General features: G+C 65.1%; 17 protein-coding genes. All 17 read left to right on the top strand.

What is annotated here, in order from left to right:
* Positions 1 to 37 precede the first annotated feature (37 nt).
* The 17 genes from dinB to AC1MCA_RS02385 all read left to right on the top strand — a co-directional run bounded on the left by dinB (position 38) and on the right by AC1MCA_RS02385 (position 19928).
* Positions 38 to 1195, top strand: a complete 1158-nt coding sequence (gene dinB / locus AC1MCA_RS02465) for a DNA polymerase IV (RefSeq protein ID WP_479803254.1) — start codon at positions 38 to 40, stop codon at positions 1193 to 1195.
* A gap of 265 nt (positions 1196 to 1460) precedes the next feature.
* Entirely contained in the window at positions 1461 to 1829 is a 369-nt protein-coding gene (locus AC1MCA_RS02460) for a DUF3040 domain-containing protein (protein ID WP_479800966.1), read from the top strand.
* Positions 1830 to 2329: 500 nt separating this feature from the next.
* Complete coding sequence (mraZ, locus tag AC1MCA_RS02455; protein ID WP_479800964.1) at positions 2330 to 2758, top strand: division/cell wall cluster transcriptional repressor MraZ; 429 nt, start codon at positions 2330 to 2332, stop codon at positions 2756 to 2758.
* A gap of 166 nt (positions 2759 to 2924) precedes the next feature.
* Positions 2925 to 3917 (top strand): 16S rRNA (cytosine(1402)-N(4))-methyltransferase RsmH, encoded by a 993-nt coding sequence (rsmH, locus tag AC1MCA_RS02450; protein WP_479800962.1) that lies wholly within the window; start codon positions 2925 to 2927, stop codon positions 3915 to 3917.
* Positions 3914 to 4606: a cell division protein FtsL gene (gene ftsL / locus AC1MCA_RS02445; protein ID WP_479800960.1), complete on the top strand. Its 693-nt coding sequence runs from the start codon at positions 3914 to 3916 to the stop codon at positions 4604 to 4606. The genes rsmH and ftsL overlap by 4 nt, the downstream gene beginning before the upstream one ends.
* Positions 4607 to 4706: 100 nt before the next feature.
* A complete protein-coding gene (locus AC1MCA_RS02440) occupies positions 4707 to 6503 on the top strand; it encodes a peptidoglycan D,D-transpeptidase FtsI family protein (RefSeq protein WP_181365281.1) in 1797 nt (598 codons plus the stop codon).
* An 86-nt stretch (positions 6504 to 6589) separates the two neighbouring features.
* Positions 6590 to 8242 (top strand): UDP-N-acetylmuramoyl-L-alanyl-D-glutamate--2,6-diaminopimelate ligase, encoded by a 1653-nt coding sequence (locus AC1MCA_RS02435; RefSeq protein ID WP_479800958.1) that lies wholly within the window; start codon positions 6590 to 6592, stop codon positions 8240 to 8242.
* Between the two features lie 6 nt (positions 8243 to 8248).
* A complete protein-coding gene (locus tag AC1MCA_RS02430) occupies positions 8249 to 9715 on the top strand; it encodes a UDP-N-acetylmuramoyl-tripeptide--D-alanyl-D-alanine ligase (protein WP_479800956.1) in 1467 nt (488 codons plus the stop codon).
* On the top strand, positions 9712 to 10821 hold the full coding sequence (mraY, locus tag AC1MCA_RS02425) for a phospho-N-acetylmuramoyl-pentapeptide-transferase (RefSeq protein WP_479800954.1): 1110 nt from the start codon (positions 9712 to 9714) through the stop codon (positions 10819 to 10821). The genes AC1MCA_RS02430 and mraY overlap by 4 nt, the downstream gene beginning before the upstream one ends.
* Positions 10803 to 12380, top strand: a complete 1578-nt coding sequence (gene murD / locus AC1MCA_RS02420) for a UDP-N-acetylmuramoyl-L-alanine--D-glutamate ligase (protein ID WP_479800952.1) — start codon at positions 10803 to 10805, stop codon at positions 12378 to 12380. Before mraY ends, murD begins: the two co-directional genes overlap by 19 nt.
* A gap of 2 nt (positions 12381 to 12382) precedes the next feature.
* The gene (gene ftsW / locus AC1MCA_RS02415; RefSeq protein ID WP_479800951.1) at positions 12383 to 13666 is read left to right on the top strand and encodes a putative lipid II flippase FtsW; all 1284 of its coding nucleotides are present in this window, start codon (positions 12383 to 12385) and stop codon (positions 13664 to 13666) included.
* Between the two features lie 6 nt (positions 13667 to 13672).
* Positions 13673 to 14773: an undecaprenyldiphospho-muramoylpentapeptide beta-N-acetylglucosaminyltransferase gene (gene murG / locus AC1MCA_RS02410; RefSeq protein WP_479800950.1), complete on the top strand. Its 1101-nt coding sequence runs from the start codon at positions 13673 to 13675 to the stop codon at positions 14771 to 14773.
* A complete protein-coding gene (gene murC / locus AC1MCA_RS02405) occupies positions 14770 to 16146 on the top strand; it encodes a UDP-N-acetylmuramate--L-alanine ligase (RefSeq protein ID WP_479800948.1) in 1377 nt (458 codons plus the stop codon). Before murG ends, murC begins: the two co-directional genes overlap by 4 nt.
* Positions 16139 to 17086 (top strand): cell division protein FtsQ/DivIB, encoded by a 948-nt coding sequence (locus AC1MCA_RS02400; protein WP_479800946.1) that lies wholly within the window; start codon positions 16139 to 16141, stop codon positions 17084 to 17086. The genes murC and AC1MCA_RS02400 overlap by 8 nt, the downstream gene beginning before the upstream one ends.
* 184 nt (positions 17087 to 17270) lie before the next feature.
* Positions 17271 to 18497, top strand: a complete 1227-nt coding sequence (gene ftsZ, locus AC1MCA_RS02395; RefSeq protein WP_108600163.1) for a cell division protein FtsZ — start codon at positions 17271 to 17273, stop codon at positions 18495 to 18497.
* Between the two features lie 8 nt (positions 18498 to 18505).
* Entirely contained in the window at positions 18506 to 19195 is a 690-nt protein-coding gene (locus tag AC1MCA_RS02390) for a purine nucleoside phosphorylase YfiH/LACC1 family protein (RefSeq protein ID WP_479800944.1), read from the top strand.
* Between the two features lie 4 nt (positions 19196 to 19199).
* Positions 19200 to 19928: a YggS family pyridoxal phosphate-dependent enzyme gene (locus AC1MCA_RS02385; protein WP_479800942.1), complete on the top strand. Its 729-nt coding sequence runs from the start codon at positions 19200 to 19202 to the stop codon at positions 19926 to 19928.
* Positions 19929 to 19946: the final 18 nt, after the last annotated feature.

Raw genomic sequence — 19946 nt, 5'->3', positions numbered from 1 at the left:
CGAAGCGGGGCTTCGGGAGCTCAGGCGCAACTGCATTATGCATGTGGATATGGACGCTTTCTTTGTATCCGTCGAGCTGCGCACACGTCCGGAACTGCGCGGGAAGCCGGTGATTGTCGGATTTCCGGCAGACCGTTCGGTGGTCCTTTCGGCGTCCTACGAAGCCCGAGCTTTCGGCGTCAAATCGGCAATGCCCATGGTGATTGCGGCACGCATGTGCCCCAAGGCCGTCATCATAGAACCGCGTCACAAGCTCTATTACGAGGTTTCCGGGCAGCTGATGGAGATCTTCCACTCCTTCACCGAACTCGTTGAGCCGCTCAGCGTTGACGAGGCCTTCCTGGATGTCGGCGGCGCGATCCGTCGGTTGGGCCCGCCGCGCGCCATCGGTGAGCAAGTCCGGCGCCAGGTGGCGGCCGAGCTGGGTATCACAGCCTCCGTGGGAATTGCCGCCAGCAAGTTCGTTGCCAAAATTGCCTCCACGCGTTGCAAACCTGATGGTCTGCTGCTCATTGGACCCGACGAGACGGTGCCCTACCTCCACAGCCTGCCGGTCGGTGCCCTGTGGGGGATCGGCGCCAAGACGGCGGATGTCCTGGCCCGCATGGGCATCAATACCGTTGCGGACGTCGCGGCCACGCCGTTGTCCTCCCTCAAGAAGGTCCTGGGCGCTACGGGTGAGCACGTGTATCGGCTTTCATGGGGCATCGATCCGCGTCCGGTCACCCCGGTGAGGCTGGAAAAGAGCATCGGCGCGGAAGAGACCTTCGCAGTGGATACGGCCGATGAAGCCATCATCAGCCGCGAGCTGCTGCGGCTGGCCCATCGAACGGCAGGACGGCTGCGGAGTTCCGGCATGGTGGCCAGGACCGTGGCGTTGAAACTCCGGTTCGCGGATTTCTCCACCATCACCAGGAGCCGGACCGTCCACACTCCAGTGGACAGCGCACAGCTGATTCATGCCGTGGCCCTCCAATTGCTCGAGTCCGTCGGCGAACGGCCCATGACTGTCCGGCTGGTGGGCATCCGTGCCGAGCAGCTTGAGGAGACTGCGCAGACGGCACTGCAGTTGAGCCTTGACCGCCGGGATGACAACTGGCGGGCGGCCGAGCAGGCACTGGACCAGGTCAGCCGGAAGTTCGGAAACAAATCGGTCCTGCCCGCCAGTCTCCTGGACTCCGGGAAGGGTCAATGACACGGGACGTGAGCAGGTGCAGGAGGGGTCCGGGAAAGTCATTGCCGTCTTTCAGAACGGCCCCCGACAAACTATCCTTATATGTACATAGTTTTCAGTTACTGCCGGACCTCTTTGACGTGCTGCCGTTCCATCGGCGTCATGCCGGTGCTTCGCATTCCGCCATTGTCGGCGGGGCGGGAACCACCCGGACATGCCAGTCGTTGTCGGATCAGTAGTACTGGATGGGACCAGCCCGGACGTTGGCCTACTTAAGGAGGTCGTGATGCCGCTCTCGGAGCACGAACAAAAGCTGCTGGAGCAGTTGGAGAAGCAGCTGCACGAGGACGATCCCAAGTTCGCTAATTCCATGGGATCCGATCCCGGGCGAACGTGGTCCACCCGCCACATCGTTATTGGTGTGCTTTGCGCATTAGCGGGAATCGCGTTGCTCCTGGTCGGCGTCACCACCCAACTCATCATTGTGGGTGTGCTGGGCTTTGTAGTCATGGGTGCCGGTGTTTACTTCGCCACAATGCGCAACGCTTCCGCGCCTAAACAGAACACCGGGCCGGGCAAGGCCGGGAAGCCCCGGAGTTCCTTCATGAGCAGCCTGGAGGAGCGCTGGGACGAGCGGCGCCGGGACGAATCCTGAAGGCTTTGCTTCTGCCCCGCTGAAACCCTGCCCTGATTTGTTCTGGTCCCGATCAGTCTGATCATCCAGCTGACTCCGGTGCGCCCCCCGGAATAGCCGGTGCTCATCGCCTGGCTACTCCACTTCCCGCCACTCCACTTTGCTCCCGACGGCAATAATGGCCGCCCACTGGACCCGCTACGGCGGGTCTTTTGCATTTAACCCTGCCGGGCACGCCGCCGCGCGGCAGATACTCCTCCACTTCGCGCCACCGGCGTGCTTCAGCGCGGCGGATACTCCTCCACTTCGCGCCACCGGCGTGCTTCAGCGCGGCCGATTCTCCTCCACTTCGCGCCACGGGCCTGCTTCCGCGCCATTCAAGGCCCAAACAACCACGAAAAGGGGGAGGTCAGGGCCGTTTTGCGTTGACTGTGGGGGAAAGTGGAGTAATGTGGAGGACATAAGAGGGTAGTTGCAACACAGGGATGTGCAGTTCCTTTCGGCAGACAGGCGGTGGGCCAGTGTTTCTGGGCACGCACTCGCCGCGTCTGGACGAAAAGGGCCGGATTATCCTTCCCGCAAAGTTCCGTGAGGAACTTTCCAGCGGTCTGGTGCTCACGAGGGGCCAGGAACGTTGCATCTACGTCTTCAGTGAGCAGGAATTTGCACGTGTTCACGAGCAGATGCGGGAGGCGCCCATTTCCTCCAAGCAGGCACGTGACTACATCCGCGTCTTTCTCTCTGGAGCCTCGGACGAGGTACCTGACAAGCAGGGGCGCGTGACAATTCCGGCCGCTCTCCGGGAGTACGCAGGCCTCGGCAGGGAACTGGCCGTCATCGGCGCAGGCACCCGCGCCGAGATCTGGGATGCCCAGGCCTGGAATGAGTACCTGGCAGAAAAGGAAACCGCATTTTCTGAAACCGACGATGCCATTCCGGGGATCCTGTGATCCCCTGAACAGCCCGGCGGACCGCTTCTTGAACGAGATCTCCAGCCGCCCATCAGAGCGTCAACCTGGCTCACTTCCCCGGAGCCAGGCCGGCGGGACGATAGGCGCGGATGGGGATCTGGATTAAGAAGCAACAAACCACACCAACGGCAGGAAGGACGAAGGCATGAACGAAAACCCCAAGCCAACGTCTGAACGCCATGTGCCGGTCCTGCGGGACCGGTGCATCAATTTGTTGGCCCCCGGTTTCGAAGCTGCCCGACTGCGCGGCGAAACCCCCATTGCCATCGACGCAACGCTGGGGATGGGCGGTCACTCAGAGGCCCTGCTCCAGCGCTTTGAGGACCTGCACCTGATCGGCATAGACCGCGACGAGGAAGCCTTGGCCCTGGCGGGGGAGCGGCTCGCCCCCTTCGCCTCACGCACGGACCTCGTCCATGCGGTGTACGACGAAATAGCGGACGTGCTTGAGGACCTGGGAGTCTCCGAGGTCCACGGCATCCTGATGGACCTGGGCGTATCTTCGCTGCAGTTGGACGAGCGTGAGCGTGGATTCGCCTACTCGTTTGACGCGCCGCTGGACATGCGGATGGATACCAGCCGTGGGCAAACCGCGGCAGACGTCGTTAACAACTACAGCGAAGAGGATCTCGTCAGGATTATCCGCAAGTGGGGCGAGGAAAAGTTCGCCGGCCGGATCGCGAACAGGATCGTTGCGGCCAGGGCAGTGAAGCCGTTCGCCACCACCGGGGAACTGGTGGAGCAAATCCGTTCCGTTGTTCCTGCCGCCGCAGCGAAATCGGGAGGCCATCCCGCCAAGCGGACCTTCCAGGCCCTCCGGATCGAAGTGAACGAGGAGCTTGAGGTGTTGGAGCGGGCCGTTCCTGCTGCCGTGGACGCCCTTGCCCTGGGTGGGCGCATCGTCGTCATGTCGTACCACTCCCTTGAGGACAAGATCGTGAAGGCCGTCTTCCAGGCAGGCTCAAAATCCTCCGCACCGCTGGGTTTCCCGGTGGAGCTCGAGGAACATAAAGCAGTCCTGAAGACACTGACCAAGGGCACCGAAGTCCCCACCGCCGCCGAAATCGCAGAGAACCCGCGCGCAGCCTCAGCAAGGCTGCGGGCCGTGGAACGTATCAGAGCCAGGAGAGAAGCATGAGCACCGCCGCCGTCAAGAACTTCCCGGTGATCTCCGGCAGCACCGCCCCGGCCATCAAGAGCCCCGGGGCCGGCCGCAAGGAACGCACCCCCCTGTCTGTGGTGCGCTTTTCCCCGAGGAAGCGCCGTGCTCCCTTTGTGGTGCTGTGCTTCGCGATGCTGGCTGTGGCATTGGTAGCCGTGCTGGTCCTGAACATCTCCGTCTCCACATCGCAGTACCAGTTGGTCGAGCTCAGGGGCCAGCAAAGCAGCCTCACCAAGCAAAACCAGGATCTGACACAGCAGGTCCAGAATTTCGAGGCTCCCCAGAACCTGGCAGCCAAGGCTACAGAATTGGGAATGGTAGCTTCCACGGTCAAAGGCCAGATCGACCTTTCCACCCTCGCCGTCACCGGCAAGGCAACACCGGCTGTCAAGGGCGGCGCTCCTGGATCGGTTATCCCGGCTCCAGCTGTCGCGGGGCTGCTGACGGTTGTCCCGCCGGCAACCTCCGGCGAACCGCTGGCCAGCCGCAAGCCGGTCAGCGAACTGCCGGCAGCGGCGCAGGCTGCCCAGGCCCAGGCCCAGGCCCCGGCCGAAGCGGCGGCCGCGGCGGCTGCGGCACAGGCAGCGGCGGCGCCACCAGCACCGGCCGCAGAACTCCACGGCGGCTCGGTCCCGGCCCCGGAACAAAAGGTGCCCGGCCAGTAGCTGGCAACAGCCGCCAGGCAGCACGTCAGACCGCCGGGCTCCCACCAGGCAATCAGTCAGGCATCAGGCAGTCAACAAGGCGAGCAGCAAGGAAATCACGGTGGCGCAGAAGACCGGCAAAGCAAAAAGCGGCAAGGTGCCCAACGCCACCAAGCGGCTCCGCCTCGGCCTGGGGATCATGCTGACCCTCCTGCTGGTCGTGGGCGGGAAACTCTTTATGGTCCAAGGGCTCGACGTCGGCGGAATGGCCGCGGCAGCGCTCGATTACCGGATGCGGGAGACCTCCCTGCCTGCAGAGCGCGGAAGCATCCTGGACGCCAATGGCGTGGTGCTGGCCAACAGCCTCATCCGGTACAACCTGGTGGTGGACCAGGTCACCAACACGAAAACGGAGAAGTTCTGGCGCTTGGTGGAGGGCCAGGACAAGCTGGTGGAAGTCAGCCGGGACCAGGGCATCAGCGAACTCGCGGCTGTCCTTGGAACGGACTCAGAGGATCTCCGGAAGGCCGTCACCGGAGAATCCAAGTACTACATTGTGGCTAAGGACCTGAAGCCGGACGTTGAAGACCGGATCTCCAAGCTCCAGATCCCCGGCATCGTCACTGAAGGCGTGAGCAAGCGTGTGTACCCCAACGGGTCCGTAGCAGGCGGGATCATCGGTTTCCTCCAGGACGGCAGCACCGGCCAGGCGGGAATCGAACAGACCCAGGATGAGTTGCTTCGCGGCGTGGACGGGAAGCGTCTTTTCGAAATCGGCGCCGACGGCCTGCGCATCCCCGTCGGTGTGGATGAACTGACCCCGCCTGAGGACGGCAAAGACGTCAGGTTGACCCTCAACGCCGACCTCCAGTATTTCGCCCAGCAGGCCATCCAGAGCCAGTCGGACAAGCAGGGGGCCGAATGGGGCGTCATTACGGTGATGGACGCCAAGACCGGCAACATCGTCGCGATGGCAGACACCAACTCCCCGGACCCGAACGACCCCGGAAGAGTGGCGGCGAAGGACCGTGGCGTTCGATCGGTGACTGCTGCCTACGAGCCCGGATCGGTGCAGAAGATGATCACTGCCGCTGCGTTGATTGAGGAGGGAAAGGCCAGCCCCCTGGACACGTTCACGCTCGGTCCTTCCTACACGGTGAACGGCCAGAGCTTCACTGACTCCTTTGCCCACGGCACCGAAGAGCGCACGCTGGCCGGGATCCTTGGCTGGTCCATGAACACGGGGACCGTAATGGCCGGAGAGCGGCTCACCAAGGAACAAAGATACGATTGGCTCAGGAAGTTCGGCATCGGCGAGGCCCCGGACATCGGACTCCCCGCCACGGCCGCCGGCATCCTCACGCCTGCTGACCAGTGGGACGGACGCCAGGAGTTCACTGTCCTCTTCGGCCAGGGCGTTTCGCAGTCGACGCTTCAAACAGTGCGGGCATTCCAGACGATCGCCAACAACGGCGTCATGCTCCAGCCCAGGCTCATCGATGCCTACGTCACCGCTGACGGCAAGGAGGAGAAGGTGGCCCCGCAGCCTTCCCGCCAGGTGGTCTCCGACAACACCGCCCAGCAGGTTCAGGACATCCTGGAAAGTGCCGTCACTGAAGGGCAGATCAAGGACGCGGCCATCGACGGTTACCGGGTTGGAGCAAAAACGGGAACATCCGAATCGCCGTGCGACGACGGCAAGTCAGGCTTCTGCGGGTACACCGCTTCAATCGTGGGGATGGCACCGATGGATGACCCTCGGTTTATTGTTGAGGTGGTGCTGCAGCGTCCGAAGGGCGACATCTACGGCATCACGCAGGGGCCGGTGTTCCGCTCGGTGATGAGCCAGGCCCTGCGCACCTACAACGTCCAGCCGTCCACGGGCGAACCGGCCAGGCTGCCGCAGTTCGCCAAGTAGCACCACGCCAGGCAGCAGTTCCCACCGCGCCCGCACCGGAAGCCGATTCCTGCGGGCACGATCCACTAGCACCATCGGAGATCCTTTTGTCACACCAGAACGAACCTGGCAGCCACAGCGCGCCGGAAGGGGAAGCCCTCGCCGGCCGGTTCAGGCCCACAGCCGTAGCTGCAGTCCGTCTGGACAGCATTGGGGAAGCACTCGGTGTCCCGGTGCCGGGTTCGTCGGCCGGGATCAGAGTCACCGGTATCTCGCTGAACTCCCGCACCGTGGAGCACGGAGACCTGTACGTGGCGCTGCCCGGTGCCACCCGCCATGGCGCTGACTTCGTGTCACAGGCGGTGGACCGGGGAGCGGTGGCGGTTCTCACGGACGACGCCGGTGCGCGGCTCCTGGCACTGTCAGCGGACACTTCCGTCCCCGTCCTGGTGGTTGACGCACCGCGAAACGTCGTGGGGCCGCTCTCGGCCCTGATCTACCGGAGCCAGCCGTCCGCCGGGCGGCCCTTGCGTCTCTTCGGCGTGACGGGCACCAACGGAAAGACCACCACCACGTATTTCATCAACGCCCTGCTTCGCTCCCTCGGGCAGAAGACCGGCCTGATCGGAACCATCGAGATTCTTGCCGGCGGGCAGCCGATTCCCAGCCTGCTGACCACCCCCGAATCAACGGATGTCCATGGGCTGCTGGCACTGATGCGGGAAAGAGGTCTGGACGCTGCGTCGATGGAAGTGTCCTCACATGCCGTGTCCTTCCAGCGGGTGGACGGTGTGCTCTTCGATGTCGCGGGGTTCACCAACCTGACGCAGGACCACCTGGACCTCCACGGGACCATGGAAGACTACTTCGCCACCAAGGCCGAGCTGTTCACGCCGCAGCGCGCCCGTGCCGCCGTAGTAACGGTCGACGACGACTGGGGCCGCAGGCTTGCCGCCACAGCCGGGATCCCGGTCACCACCCTCGCCACCGTTTCCGGCGGCGATCTTTCGCGCGAAGACGCCGACTGGCGGGTCGCGGAGATTGCCGCCCGCAGGCTGGGATCCGATTTCACGCTGCGCGGCCCTGACGGCACTGCGCTGCAGGTCCACACCGGGCTGCCCGGTACCTTCAACGTTGCCAATGCGGCACTGGCCACTGTGATGGTGCTGGCCAGCGGCGTGGACGCCGCCGCCGTGCAGGCGGCCCTGAATTCCCACGATCCCTTCACCGTGGCGGTGCCGGGCAGGATGCAGCTGATTTCGGACGCCCCGGCCGCCGTGGTCGACTTTGCCCACAACACTGATGCCCTGGCCCGGGCGCTGCAAGCCGTCCGCTCGCCGGTGCCCGGCTCCAGGGTGATAGTTGTTTTCGGCGCCACCGGTCAGCGGGACCAAGGCAAACGGCCAGCCATGGGAGCTATCGCTGCGCGGCTTGCAGACGTTGTGATCATCACGGACGACGACCCCCACGATGAAGACCCGGCAGCCATCAGGGCAGACGTCATGGCGGGTGCCAGGGCTGCCCTCGAGCAGGAGCCGTTGGAGAGTGTGATCGAGGAAGTGTATCCCCGCGATGCCGCCATCCAACGTGCTGTTGAACTGGCAGATCCGAGCGACACCATCCTGGTGGCCGGCCGCGGGCACGAGGTCTGGCAGGAAGTCAAAGGTGTCAACCTTGCGCTCGATGACCGGGTGGAACTCCGGAACGCCTTGACAGCCAGGGGATTCACCGTTCTCCCAGACGACCGGATAGAGTCCTAGACCGAGATGATTGCATTTACTGCGGCGGAAATCGCCGAAATCACAAACGGCCGCCTGGACGCCGATCCCGGGATCACCCCTCTTTCGGTAGTTACCGATTCCCGTGAGGCGGCCCCCGGGTCGCTCTACGTGGCAAAACCCGGCGAAAACGCAGACGGCCACGACTTTGTCGCAGCGGCGTTCAGCCGCGGTGCGGTGCTTGTTCTCGCGGAGCGCCCGGTGACGGGTGCCGATGGTGAGCAGTACCCCGCGATCCTGGTCAAGGATGCCGTCCTGGCGATGGGCGCGCTCGCTGCCGAGGCAGTGCGCCGCATCCGTGCGGCCAAGGCTGCAGCCAACGGTGTCCTTACTGTCATCGGCATCACCGGTTCCGCCGGTAAAACCACCACCAAAGACCTCCTTGCAGGAATACTCACGCAGCAGGGCCCAACCATTGCGCCGCAGGGATCCTACAACGGCGAGGTGGGAGTTCCGCTGACCGTCTTCGGGGCGGATGCGGATACGCGCTACCTCGTGATCGAGATGGGTGCCACCGGCATAGGACACATCAGCTATCTGGCCGACATGGTGAAACCGGACATCGGCGTGGTCCTGGGCGTCGGCACAGCCCACGCAGGCGAATTCGGCGGTGTGGATAACATCGCCCAGGCCAAGGGCGAACTGGTGGAAGCCCTCAGCGCCAGTGGAACCGCCATCCTCAACCTCGACGACGAACGCGTCGCAGCCATGCGGCCCCGCACCGCCGCAGCAGTGCTGGGCTTTTCCGCCGAAGGACGCAGCGATGCCGCTGTCCAGGCGCTGAACCCGGACACCAACGCTGAGGGGAACCCAGAGTTCGATCTCATCCTGCCCGGCGGCGAGTCCGGGCTGCACGTGCGCAGCCGCCTCATCGGGGCGCACCACACCGGCAACCTCCTGGCCGCGGCAGCTGCCGCTTTTGCCGCAGGAGTGCCTGGCCAGGACATCGCCGCTTCGCTCAGCGCCCAGTCCGCCGCAAGCCGTTGGCGGATGGAGCGCACCGAACGTGCTGACGGAGTCACCGTCATCAATGACGCCTATAACGCGAATCCTGAATCCATGCGGGCCGCCCTGCGCACTTTGGCCGACCTCGGCCGGGGGAGACGGACCTGGGCCGTCCTGGGAGCCATGCTGGAGCTTGGCGACGATTCCATCCGCGAACACACAGCGGTGGGGACCCAGGTGGTCCGGCTCAATATCTCCCGGCTTGTAGTGGTGGGCCGTGAAGCCCGCGCCCTCTATGTTTCCGCCGTCCAGGAAGGATCCTGGGGTGACGAATGCGTCTTCGCGGAAACTGCTGACGAGGCATATTCGCTGCTCGACGCGGAGCTTGAGCCCGGTGATCTGGTGCTGTTTAAGTCTTCGAACAGCGTGGGGCTGCGGCACCTGGGCGATCGGATAGCATTACCCCCACAATCCATCCAACCGGCCGACGAAGGGAGCAAGCTGCTGTGATTGCACTTCTGATCGGTTCGGGACTGGCCCTGCTGTTCGCCCTGGTGGGAACCCCGCTGTTCATCCGACTGCTGGTGAGCAAAAGCTACGGCCAGTTCATCCGGGATGACGGACCCACCTCGCACCACACAAAACGCGGCACGCCCACCATGGGCGGAACTGTGGTGGTGGCTGCGGTGCTGCTCAGCTACGGGCTGACGCACCTGATCATGTGGATGATGAACCCGGCATCCGCCGGTCCGTCGGCTTCTGTCCTGATCCTGCTCTTCCTGATGGTCGGGATGGGGCTGGTGGGGTTCCTGGACGATTTCATCAAAATTTCCCGGCAGCGGAGCCTGGGCCTGGACGCCAAGGCGAAGCTCATCCTCCAGGCCGCGGTTGGCATTGCCTTCGCCATCCTGGCGCTGAACTTTCCCGACCCCGACGGCGTCACTCCAGCCTCGACGAAAATCTCCCTGGTACGCGACGTGCCGTGGCTGGACCTTGCGTTCGGCGGCACAGTCCTCGGGGCCATCCTTTTTGTCCTCTGGTCAAACCTGATCGTCACCGCGGCCACCAACGGCGTGAATCTTACCGATGGCCTTGATGGGCTCGCTGCCGGAGCCTCGATCATGGTCTTTGGCGCCTATACCCTGATGGGTATCTGGCAGAGCAACCAGGCCTGCGGGTCGCCGCGGGAGGCCGGCAGCGGCTGCTACTCCGTCCGTGACCCCCTGGACCTGGCACTCCTGGCAGCCATCATGAGTGCGGCCCTGGTGGGCTTCCTGTGGTGGAACACTTCGCCGGCCAAAATATTCATGGGTGACACCGGCTCCCTGGCCATCGGCGGTGCCATTGCCGGCTTCGCTATCCTGTCCCGTACTGAGCTGCTCCTGGGCATCATCGGCGGGCTGTTCGTCCTGATCACCCTGTCGGTGATCATCCAGGTGGGCTATTTCAAAGCCACCGGCGGCAAACGCGTCTTCAAGATGGCACCACTGCAACATCACTTCGAGCTGCAGGGCTGGGCGGAAGTGACGGTGGTTGTCCGGTTCTGGATCCTGGGCGGGCTCTTCGTGGCCGTCGGCCTGGGTGTCTTCTACGCTGAATGGGTCGTGCTTCTGTGACTGTTTCACCCCGCCTGCAGAACCTGGTCAGCTGGGATTCCGACTGGTCGGGGCTGCGCGTAGCAGTGACCGGCATCGGCGTTTCCGGATTCGCCGCGGCCGATACCCTCATCGAGCTCGGAGCCCGGGTGGTAGTGGTAGACGCCGCCACCAGCGAAACCGCCAGGGCCCAGGCTGACACCCTGAAGATCGTGGGTGCCGCGGATGTTCTCCTGGGGGAGGAAGCCGTCACCAAGGTCCCCAAAATCGACGGTGCCTTCCCGGACCTCATCGTCACTTCCCCCGGGTGGCGGCCGGACCAGGCGCTCCTCGCGGCAGCCGCCCGTGCCCACATCCCGGTATGGGGCGACGTCGAACTGGCCTGGCGCCTGAGGGTCCGGGAAGGCCACAAAACTGCCGACTGGCTGACCATCACCGGAACCAACGGCAAGACCACCACCGTGGGACTGACTGAGGCAATGCTCCAGGCCGCCGGGCTGAAGGCAATCGCGGTAGGCAATGTGGGAACTCCCATCCTGGACGCCCTCCGCGACCCCGTCGAATACGACGTCTTCGCCGTTGAACTCTCCAGCTTCCAGCTGCACTGGGCAGAATCGCTCTCGCCTGTGGCCAGTGTCTGCCTCAACGTCGCCGAGGACCATGTCGACTGGCACGGTTCCTACAACTCCTATCTCGCGGACAAAGCGAAGGTCTACGAGCGCACCCAGAAGGCGTGCATCTTCAACGCCGAACAGATCGAGACCGAACGGATGGTCGAGGACGCCGACGTCGTGGAGGGCTGCCGCGCGGTCGGTTTCACCACCGTGACGCCCGCCATCAGCATGCTGGGCGTCGTGGAAGGACTCCTGGTGGACCGGGCGTTCATCGCGGAGCGCAAGGACAGCGCCGCCGAGCTGGCCTCCATGAAGGACCTGGGCGAGTTTGCTCCCCGCCATATGGTGGCCAACGCCCTTGCCGCTGCCGCCCTGGTCCGGGCCTACGGTGTGGATCCAAAGGCTGTTCGCCGCGGAATCCAGGCCTATGTTCCGGGCAACCACCGCATCCAGCCTGTTGCCCGCGAGAAAGGCGTTCTCTGGGTCAACGACTCCAAGGCAACCAACCCGCACGCCGCCGCGGCGTCCCTGGGAACCTTCAACAATGTCATTTGGATTGCCGGTGGTCTGTCGAAGGGCGTCAGCTACGACGACCTGGTCCGTGAACATGCAGCACGGCTCAAAGCCGTGGTGCTGATCGGCACCGACACCGCGCCGCTGGCCGACGCCCTGAAACGACACGCACCCGACGTCCCCGTGATCCTGCCGCCGGCGGGCGACACTGAAAACATGCAGACTGCCGCGACGGGCGGAGCCATCGCCGGCGGCTCGCCGGTTTCCGGGGAGACCGTGATGGTCCGGGCCGTGGCGTCAGCAGCGCAGCTTGCCGCATCCGGAGACACCGTCCTGATGGCCCCGGCTGCTGCTTCCATGGATCAGTTCTCTTCCTATGCTCACCGAGGCGACGCCTTTATCGAAGCTGTCCGCGAGCTGGTGGAAGGGCAGGCCAAGACCGGCGAGGAGTAACAATGGTCAGCACGCCCACCCGGCCGCCGGCGTCCCATCCCACCCTGCCTGCAAGGATCCGGGGCTGGTACCGGAGCTTCTGGTCAACCCTCGAAGGAACAGGGACATCCAGGAACGGTTCGACCTACTACCTCATCCTGGGTTCCACCCTCGCCCTGACCGCCATCGGCATCATGATGGTGCTCTCGGCCTCCAGCGTTGAATCCATCGCCGCCGGAAAGTCGCCCTACGGGGATGCCCTCAAACAGGGCATGTTTGCTGCCATCGGCATCTTCACCATGTTCGTTCTTTCCCGTATCAACGTGGTCTGGCTTAAACGCCTGGCGTGGCCCGGTTTGGGCGGGGCACTGGTCCTGCTGATCCTGGTCCAGCTGATCGGTGACGAAGTCAACGGAAACAAGAACTGGATCGACATCGGCGGCATCACGTTCCAGCCGTCCGAGGCGTCCAAGCTTGCCCTGGCGCTCTGGATGGCCACGGTCCTCGCCAGGAAAGGAAAGCTTCTCCAGCGACTGTCGCATGTCCTGATTCCCGCGGTGCCGCTGGCGGGCGGGGTGATTGGGCTGGTGCTCCTGGGCAACGACCTCGGTACGGCGATGATCATCATGATGATCACGGCTGCGGCTCTTTTCTTTGCCGGTGTGCCCCTCTACCTGTTCGGGTTCGCCGCCCTGGTTGCCGCCGCCGGCACAGCAGTCATGGCCGTCACCAGCTCAAACCGAATGTGCCGCATCACCTCCTGGTGGACCGGGCAGTCCTGTGCCGACGGCATTGACGCCAACTACCAGGCAACCAACGGGATCTACGGGCTTGCCTCGGGTGGCTGGTTCGGCGTGGGCCTGGGCCAGAGCCGGCAGAAATACAGCTGGATTCCGGAAGCCCACAATGACTTCATTTTCGCCATCATCGGCGAGGAACTCGGCCTGGTGGGCACCGTCGTCGTCCTTGTCCTTTTTGCTATCCTCGGCGCAGCCATCTACCGCGTGGTGGTGGCGCAGGAGGACATGTTCCACCGTGTGCTGGCGGGCACCATCATGGTGTGGCTGCTGGGGCAGGCCACCGTCAACATGGCGGTGGTGACAGGCCTGATGCCGGTCATCGGCGTGCCGCTGCCGTTCATTTCCTACGGCGGCTCGGCTCTGCTGATGTCGCTGTGTGCGGTAGGGGTGGTGCTGTCCCTCGCCCGTGAACAGATGGCTCCAGCACTGCGGCCCAAGAAGATACTGAAGTTCGGCGCCAAGCGGGGATCCACCGGCCGCAAGAAAACCGTCAGAAAGCGTACCTAGCACCACATGAGAACCCAGAACCTCTCCATCGTCCTGGCGGGTGGCGGAACCGCCGGCCACATCAGCCCCCTGCTGGCCATCGCTGCCGCGCTCCGTTCCGCCGTGCCGGGCGCCAGGCTGCTTGCAGTGGGCACTCCTGCCGGTATGGAGACCCGCCTGGTTCCTGCCGCCGGTCTGGAGCTTGCCACCATCGACCGCGTTCCGTTTCCGCGGAAACCCTCCGTGGACCTGCTGCGGCTGCCCGGCCGGCTGGCCGGAGCTGTGCGGCAATCCGGCCGTATCCTTGACGACGCGTCGGCCGACGTCCTCGTGGGGGTGGGGGGCTACGTCTGCACACCGCTGTACCTCGCGGCCCGGCGCCGGGGCATCCCCATCGTCATCCATGAAGCGAACACGCGCCCAGGACTGGCCAACCGGGTGGGATCGTTCCTCACCCGGCACGTCGCCACGGCCTATGACACCACCCGCCTGCGCCATGCCCGCCACGTCGGCATGCCCATGCGCCGCGAAATATCGGGGCTGGACAGGGATTCAGCCCGGGCCGCTGCCCGGGAAGCGCTGGACCTGGATCCGGCGAAGCCCACGCTGATCGTCACAGGTGGTTCGTCCGGCGCCCAGAGCATCAACCGTGCCGTCGCGGCCTCCGTCAAGGACCTCTCCGGTGCCGGGATCCAGACGCTCCACATCACCGGCCGTGGCAAGACGGTCCAGGGTCCCGATGGCGGCCCGCTCACCGCCGAAGGGTACCGGCAGGTCGAATACGTGGATGGCATGGAACTGGTTTACGCCGCCGCGGACGTCCTGCTTGCGCGGTCCGGCGCAGCGACTGTCAGCGAAGTGGCAGCAGTGGGAGTGCCGGCCGTTTTTGTACCGCTGCCCATCGGCAACGGGGAGCAGGCCCTCAACGCCGCCGGACTGGTGAATGCCGGCGGCGCGGTCCTCGTCCCTGACCGAAACTTCACCCCCGAATGGGTGGTACGCGAGCTGATTCCCCTGGTCATAGACGCGGACCGGCTCGCCGGCATGGCCGCCAACTCGCGCCGACTTGGAATAAGAAACGCCGATCAGCTGATGGCTGATCTTGTACTGGAAGCGGTATCCGAATGACCCCCGCAGGCGTCCGCAGCCAGCAATCGCTGGGCCGCGTCCATTTCATCGGTATCGGCGGCGTGGGCATGTCGGCCGTGGCCCGCATTATGGTGGCTCGCGGCGTGCACGTCAGCGGCTCCGATGCCAAGGACCTTCCGGTGATGGCCGAGCTCGCTGCCGCCGGCGCGAGGATCGCCGTGGGCTACGGTGCGGCCAACATCGGAGATGCCCAGACGGTGGTGGCCGGCTCGGCTATCCGTGCCGACAACCCCGAGCTGATGGCCGCACGCGCTGCCGGGCTCCCCGTGCTGCACCGCTCCGAAGCGCTGACCGCCACCATGGGGGAGGACCTGGTGGTCGCCGTCGCAGGTACCCACGGCAAGTCGACCACCACGTCCATGATCACCGTCCTGCTTCAGGGCGCCGGGCTGGACCCGTCGTTCGCCATCGGTGCCAACGTGCCCGCACTGGGTGTCAACGCTGCCCACGGCACCTCCGGAGTGTTCGTCGCCGAGGCCGATGAATCGGACGGATCCTTCCTGAACTACCGGCCGCGGATCGCCGTAGTCACCAACGTTGAACCCGACCACCTTGATTTCTACGGCACGGCCGAGGCCGTCTACGAGTCCTTTGACCGCTTCACCATGCTGCTCCCGGCTGACGGCGTCCTGATAGCCTGCGCCGACGACGCCGGTGCCCTGGCCCTCGCTGAACGCACCATCGCGCGTGGCAACACCAGGGTGGTTCTCTACGGAACCTCGGACCGCTCCGACCTGGTGCTGCACGACGGCGGCCCGGGGGCCGTATCGGTTTCCTCAGCCGCGGGCCGGTCCGCCCTGGAGCTGCAGGTGCCGGGACGGCACAACGCCCTTAACGCCGCCGCCGCCTTCGCCGTAGCACTGGAGCTTGGCGTCGATCCCGGTGCGGCAGCCCGCGCCCTGGCACACTTTTCCGGCGCCTCCCGCCGCTTTGAACTGAAGGGCGAAGCTCGCGGCGTGCGTGTCTTTGACGATTACGCCCACCATCCCACGGAAGTCAGGGCGGCGCTCACGGCGGCCCGTTCCGTCGCCGGCGGGAACCGTGTCCACGTGCTCTTCCAGCCCCACCTCTTCTCGCGCACCCGGGAGTTCGCCAAAGAATTCGCCGACGCCCTGAACCTGGCCGACACCGCCCTGGTCCTGGACATCTATCCGGCCAGGGAGGATCCCATCCCCGGAGTCAGCAGCCAGCTCATCGCCGACCACCTCGCACCGGGCGGACGCCTCGTGGAACCGGACACGGCAGTGGGTGCCCTGACGGCGGCCGCCGGCCCCGGAGATATCATCCTGACCGTGGGTGCGGGGGATGTCACAGCGTTCGGCCCGCAGATTGTGCAGGCGCTCGATGGGTAGTCCGCGCCGGCCCACCTACGCTTCGCCCGGCAGCCGGAAGCCGGCCGCCCCCGGGCAGGGAGGGCACGGGCGGGCCGAACCGGAGGTCATCTCGGCGTCGAAGAGCGCACCGGAACCCGTTGCGGCAACGGGGCCAGAACCGGCCACCGGATCCCCGGCGGGCAGCGCGAACAAGAGCGCAGGCACGCCGCCCGGAAAGGACAAGCCCGCAGGTCCCGACAACGTGCTGGCGTTCCCTGAGCCGCCCGGAAAGCGCCGCAAACGGAACATCCTCGTTGCCGTGTGCACGGTGCTGGCGGTGGTATCGGCCCTTCTCGCTGCCGCAATCTTTTCCCCCATCCTGGCCGTAGGCACAGTTTCGGTGTCCGGCACCAGGCTGGTCACTGCCGATCAGGTCAAGACTGCACTGGATCCGCTCAAAGGCAGGCCCCTGCCCCAGGTCAGCGACGAGGAGGTAGCCCGCCTGCTGGAGCCGCTTGTCCAGATCAAGTCAGTGTCCACCCAGGCACGGCCGCCGTCCGAGTTGGCGGTGGAAGTGCATGAACGGATCCCCGTGGCCCTGGTGAAGCAGGGGGAGCAGTACCAGCTGGTTGATGTTGACGGTGTGGTGCTGGGTACCACAGCGGACACTGCGTCGGTGGCACTGCCAGTGATCGACGGCGGGGCGGGAACCATCGGCAAAGAGCTCTTCCAGGCCACCGCAGCGGTACTGGGCGCGCTCCCGCTCGACGTCCTGGCCAGGTTGTCCAACGCATCAGCCCAGTCGGTGGACGCCGTCGAGCTGAAGCTGGTGGACGGCCAGACCATCGTATGGGGCAACGCGGGGGAGAAGGAGCTCAAGGCAAAAGTGCTTGAAGCCCTGCTGAAGGTACCCGCGGATCCGAAGAACCCGGTGCGCGTCTACGATGTCAGTGCACCCCGTCACCCGGTGACACGGTGACGTTTATATTCCCGGTATTCGCGCGACACGCGGCGCCGGTTATTGAATGTCCCCACCATAGGAAATAGCGTTCAAGCATGAGTTACTTGACATAACTATAACCTTCAACTCGAAGGTTAGGGTTCCAAGCTTCAAGCCCGACTCCACAGTTTTAGCAACACAACACGAACAAGGGACACGTAACGTGGCAGCTCCGCAGAACTACTTGGCCGTCATCAAGGTCGTCGGCATCGGCGGCGGTGGCGTGAACGCAGTCAACCGCATGATCGAGGTCGGCCTCCGCGGTGTTGAATTCATCGCGGTCAACACCGATGCGCAGGCATTGCTGATGAGCGATGCAGACGTCAAGCTCGACATCGGGCGTGAGCTGACGCGCGGCCTCGGAGCCGGAGCCAACCCGGAGGTGGGCCGGCAGGCAGCCGAGGACCACGCCGAGGAAATCGAAGAGGTCATCCGCGGCGCTGACATGGTCTTCGTCACCGCCGGCGAAGGCGGCGGAACCGGCACCGGCGGCGCGCCCGTCGTCGCCCGCATCGCGCGTTCGCTCGGTGCACTGACCATTGGCGTTGTTACCCGCCCCTTCACCTTCGAGGGCCGCCGCCGCGCGGGCTCCGCCGAGGCCGGCATCGACGCCCTCCGCGACGAAGTCGACACCCTGATCGTCATCCCCAACGACCGCCTGCTCTCCATCAGCGACCGCAACGTCTCCGTCCTGGACGCTTTCCGCTCCGCTGACCAGGTCCTGCTGTCCGGCGTCCAGGGCATCACCGACCTCATCACTACCCCCGGCCTGATCAACCTCGACTTCGCGGACGTCAAGTCCGTCATGCAGGGTGCAGGCTCCGCCCTGATGGGCATCGGTTCCGCCCGCGGTGAAGACCGCGCCGTTAAGGCTGCGGAACTCGCCATCGCGTCCCCGCTCCTGGAGGCCTCCATCGACGGCGCACACGGTGTCCTGCTGTCCATCCAGGGCGGCTCGGACCTCGGACTGTTCGAAATCAATGAAGCAGCACGCCTCGTCCAGGAGGTGGCCCACCCCGAAGCCAACATCATCTTCGGGGCGGTCATCGATGACGCCCTCGGCGACGAAGCCCGGGTTACTGTCATTGCCGCCGGCTTCGACGACGTCAAGGCCACCTCACCGTCCATGGACCAGTCACAGCCGCAGGTAGCACCGCAGCGGCCCGCAGCAGCGCCGGCGCAGGCCCCTGCCTCTGCCGGCAGCCACCAGCTGAACACCCAGCCCGTCCACGCCGGTGTCGGCGCGTCCGGACTCAGCAACTGGGGCCAGCAGCGGCCGTCGGCGGTTCCCGCTGACTCAGGTTTCGACGTCGACCTCCCCTCAGTGGTGGAGCCCGACCTCTCAGGAAGCCGCGCTGATGACCTGGATGTCCCTGACTTCCTGAAGTAGGGCACGGCTTGTTCCTTTGGCGGAAAGAAGTCCGTCCCGGTGTGAGCGTGGCATTCACTGACAACCGTGCCGGCAACCTGGCCCTGCATGTGGGGGACAACCCTGCTGACGTCCTCCAGCGCCGCCAAGCGCTGGAGGATGCTGCAGGCCTGGCGCACGGATCGCTCCGGTTCATGGAGCAGGTCCACGGCACAGCTGTTGAAATGATGGACCCGGACACCGCCGCGCCGACCGCGGATGCGATGGTATCGCGGGGCCTGCCGCTCGCCGTGATGGTGGCCGACTGCATCCCGGCAGTGCTCGTCGGTGAAGGGCCACACGGCCCGGTCCTCGCGGCCGTCCACGCAGGCCGACCCGGCGTGGCCAACGGCATCCTCGTGGCTGCAGTAGAAAAAATGCGGTCTGCCGGTGCGGCCCGCATCCACGCTTGGCTCGGCCCGGCAATCTGCGGCTCCTGCTATGAGGTGCCCGCCGGGTTGCGCCTAGGGGTCGCTGCGCAGGTGCCCGCAACGTGGTCCACCACCTCCTGGGGCACGCCCGCCCTTGACCTGCCCGCCGGGGCGAGGAGCCAGCTCGAAGCCGCCGGCGTCACCGTTGAATACGCGGGTCCGTGCACGCTCGAGAGCGACGGTCTTTTCTCCTACCGCAGGTCCAATACGACTGGCCGCTTTGCCGGGCTCGTGTGGTCCCATGGGTGAGGGCATGGCAGAAGGAGACGACGCGCGGCTGGCGCAGCTGGGCGAGCGGCTCACCCAGGTGCGAGGGCGCATCGACGGCGCGTTTGCAGCATCAGGACGGACGGGGGAGCTGCCCACGCTGATTGTGGTCACCAAGTTCCATCCGGCCGCGGACATCAGGCGCCTTGCAGACCTCGGCGTCCGCGACGTCGGCGAAAACAAGGACCAGGAAGCCTCGTCGAAGGCCGCTGAACTGGCCGATCTCGCGCTCAACTGGCATTTTGTGGGCCAGCTGCAAAGCAAGAAGGCCAAGTCTGTGGTCCGGTACGCCAGTGCAGTGCACTCAGTGGACCGGCTTTCGCTGGTGGACAGCCTCGAACGGGCCATGTCCGCGGAACAGGCACGGACCGGGCGAGGGTCCCTTGACTGCTACATCCAGGTCAGCCTCGACGAGGACGCCGGAGCACACCGCGGCGGTGCGGCCCCGGCTGACGTGCCCTTCCTGGCGGACCGGCTCGCAGCTGCTGGTGGACTGGAACTGGCGGGCGTTATGGCTGTGGCTCCCCTGGGCACCACGCCGGAGGCAGCCTTTGAGAAACTCGCCGGGATTTCCGCCGCACTGGTGGCACTTCACCCGGCAGCCACAGCCATCTCGGCCGGCATGAGCCAGGACCTCGAAGCAGCCATCCGCTTCGGAGCGACACACCTGCGAATCGGTTCCGATATTCTCGGATCGCGTCCTGACGTGCGGTAGCGTCGAGCTATAGGAAGT

The sequence above is a fragment of the Arthrobacter sp. BK1 genome (assembly GCF_056680055.1).
The sequence above is the reverse complement of the archived record's forward strand: the minus strand, read 5'-3'. Positions and strand labels throughout refer to the sequence as shown.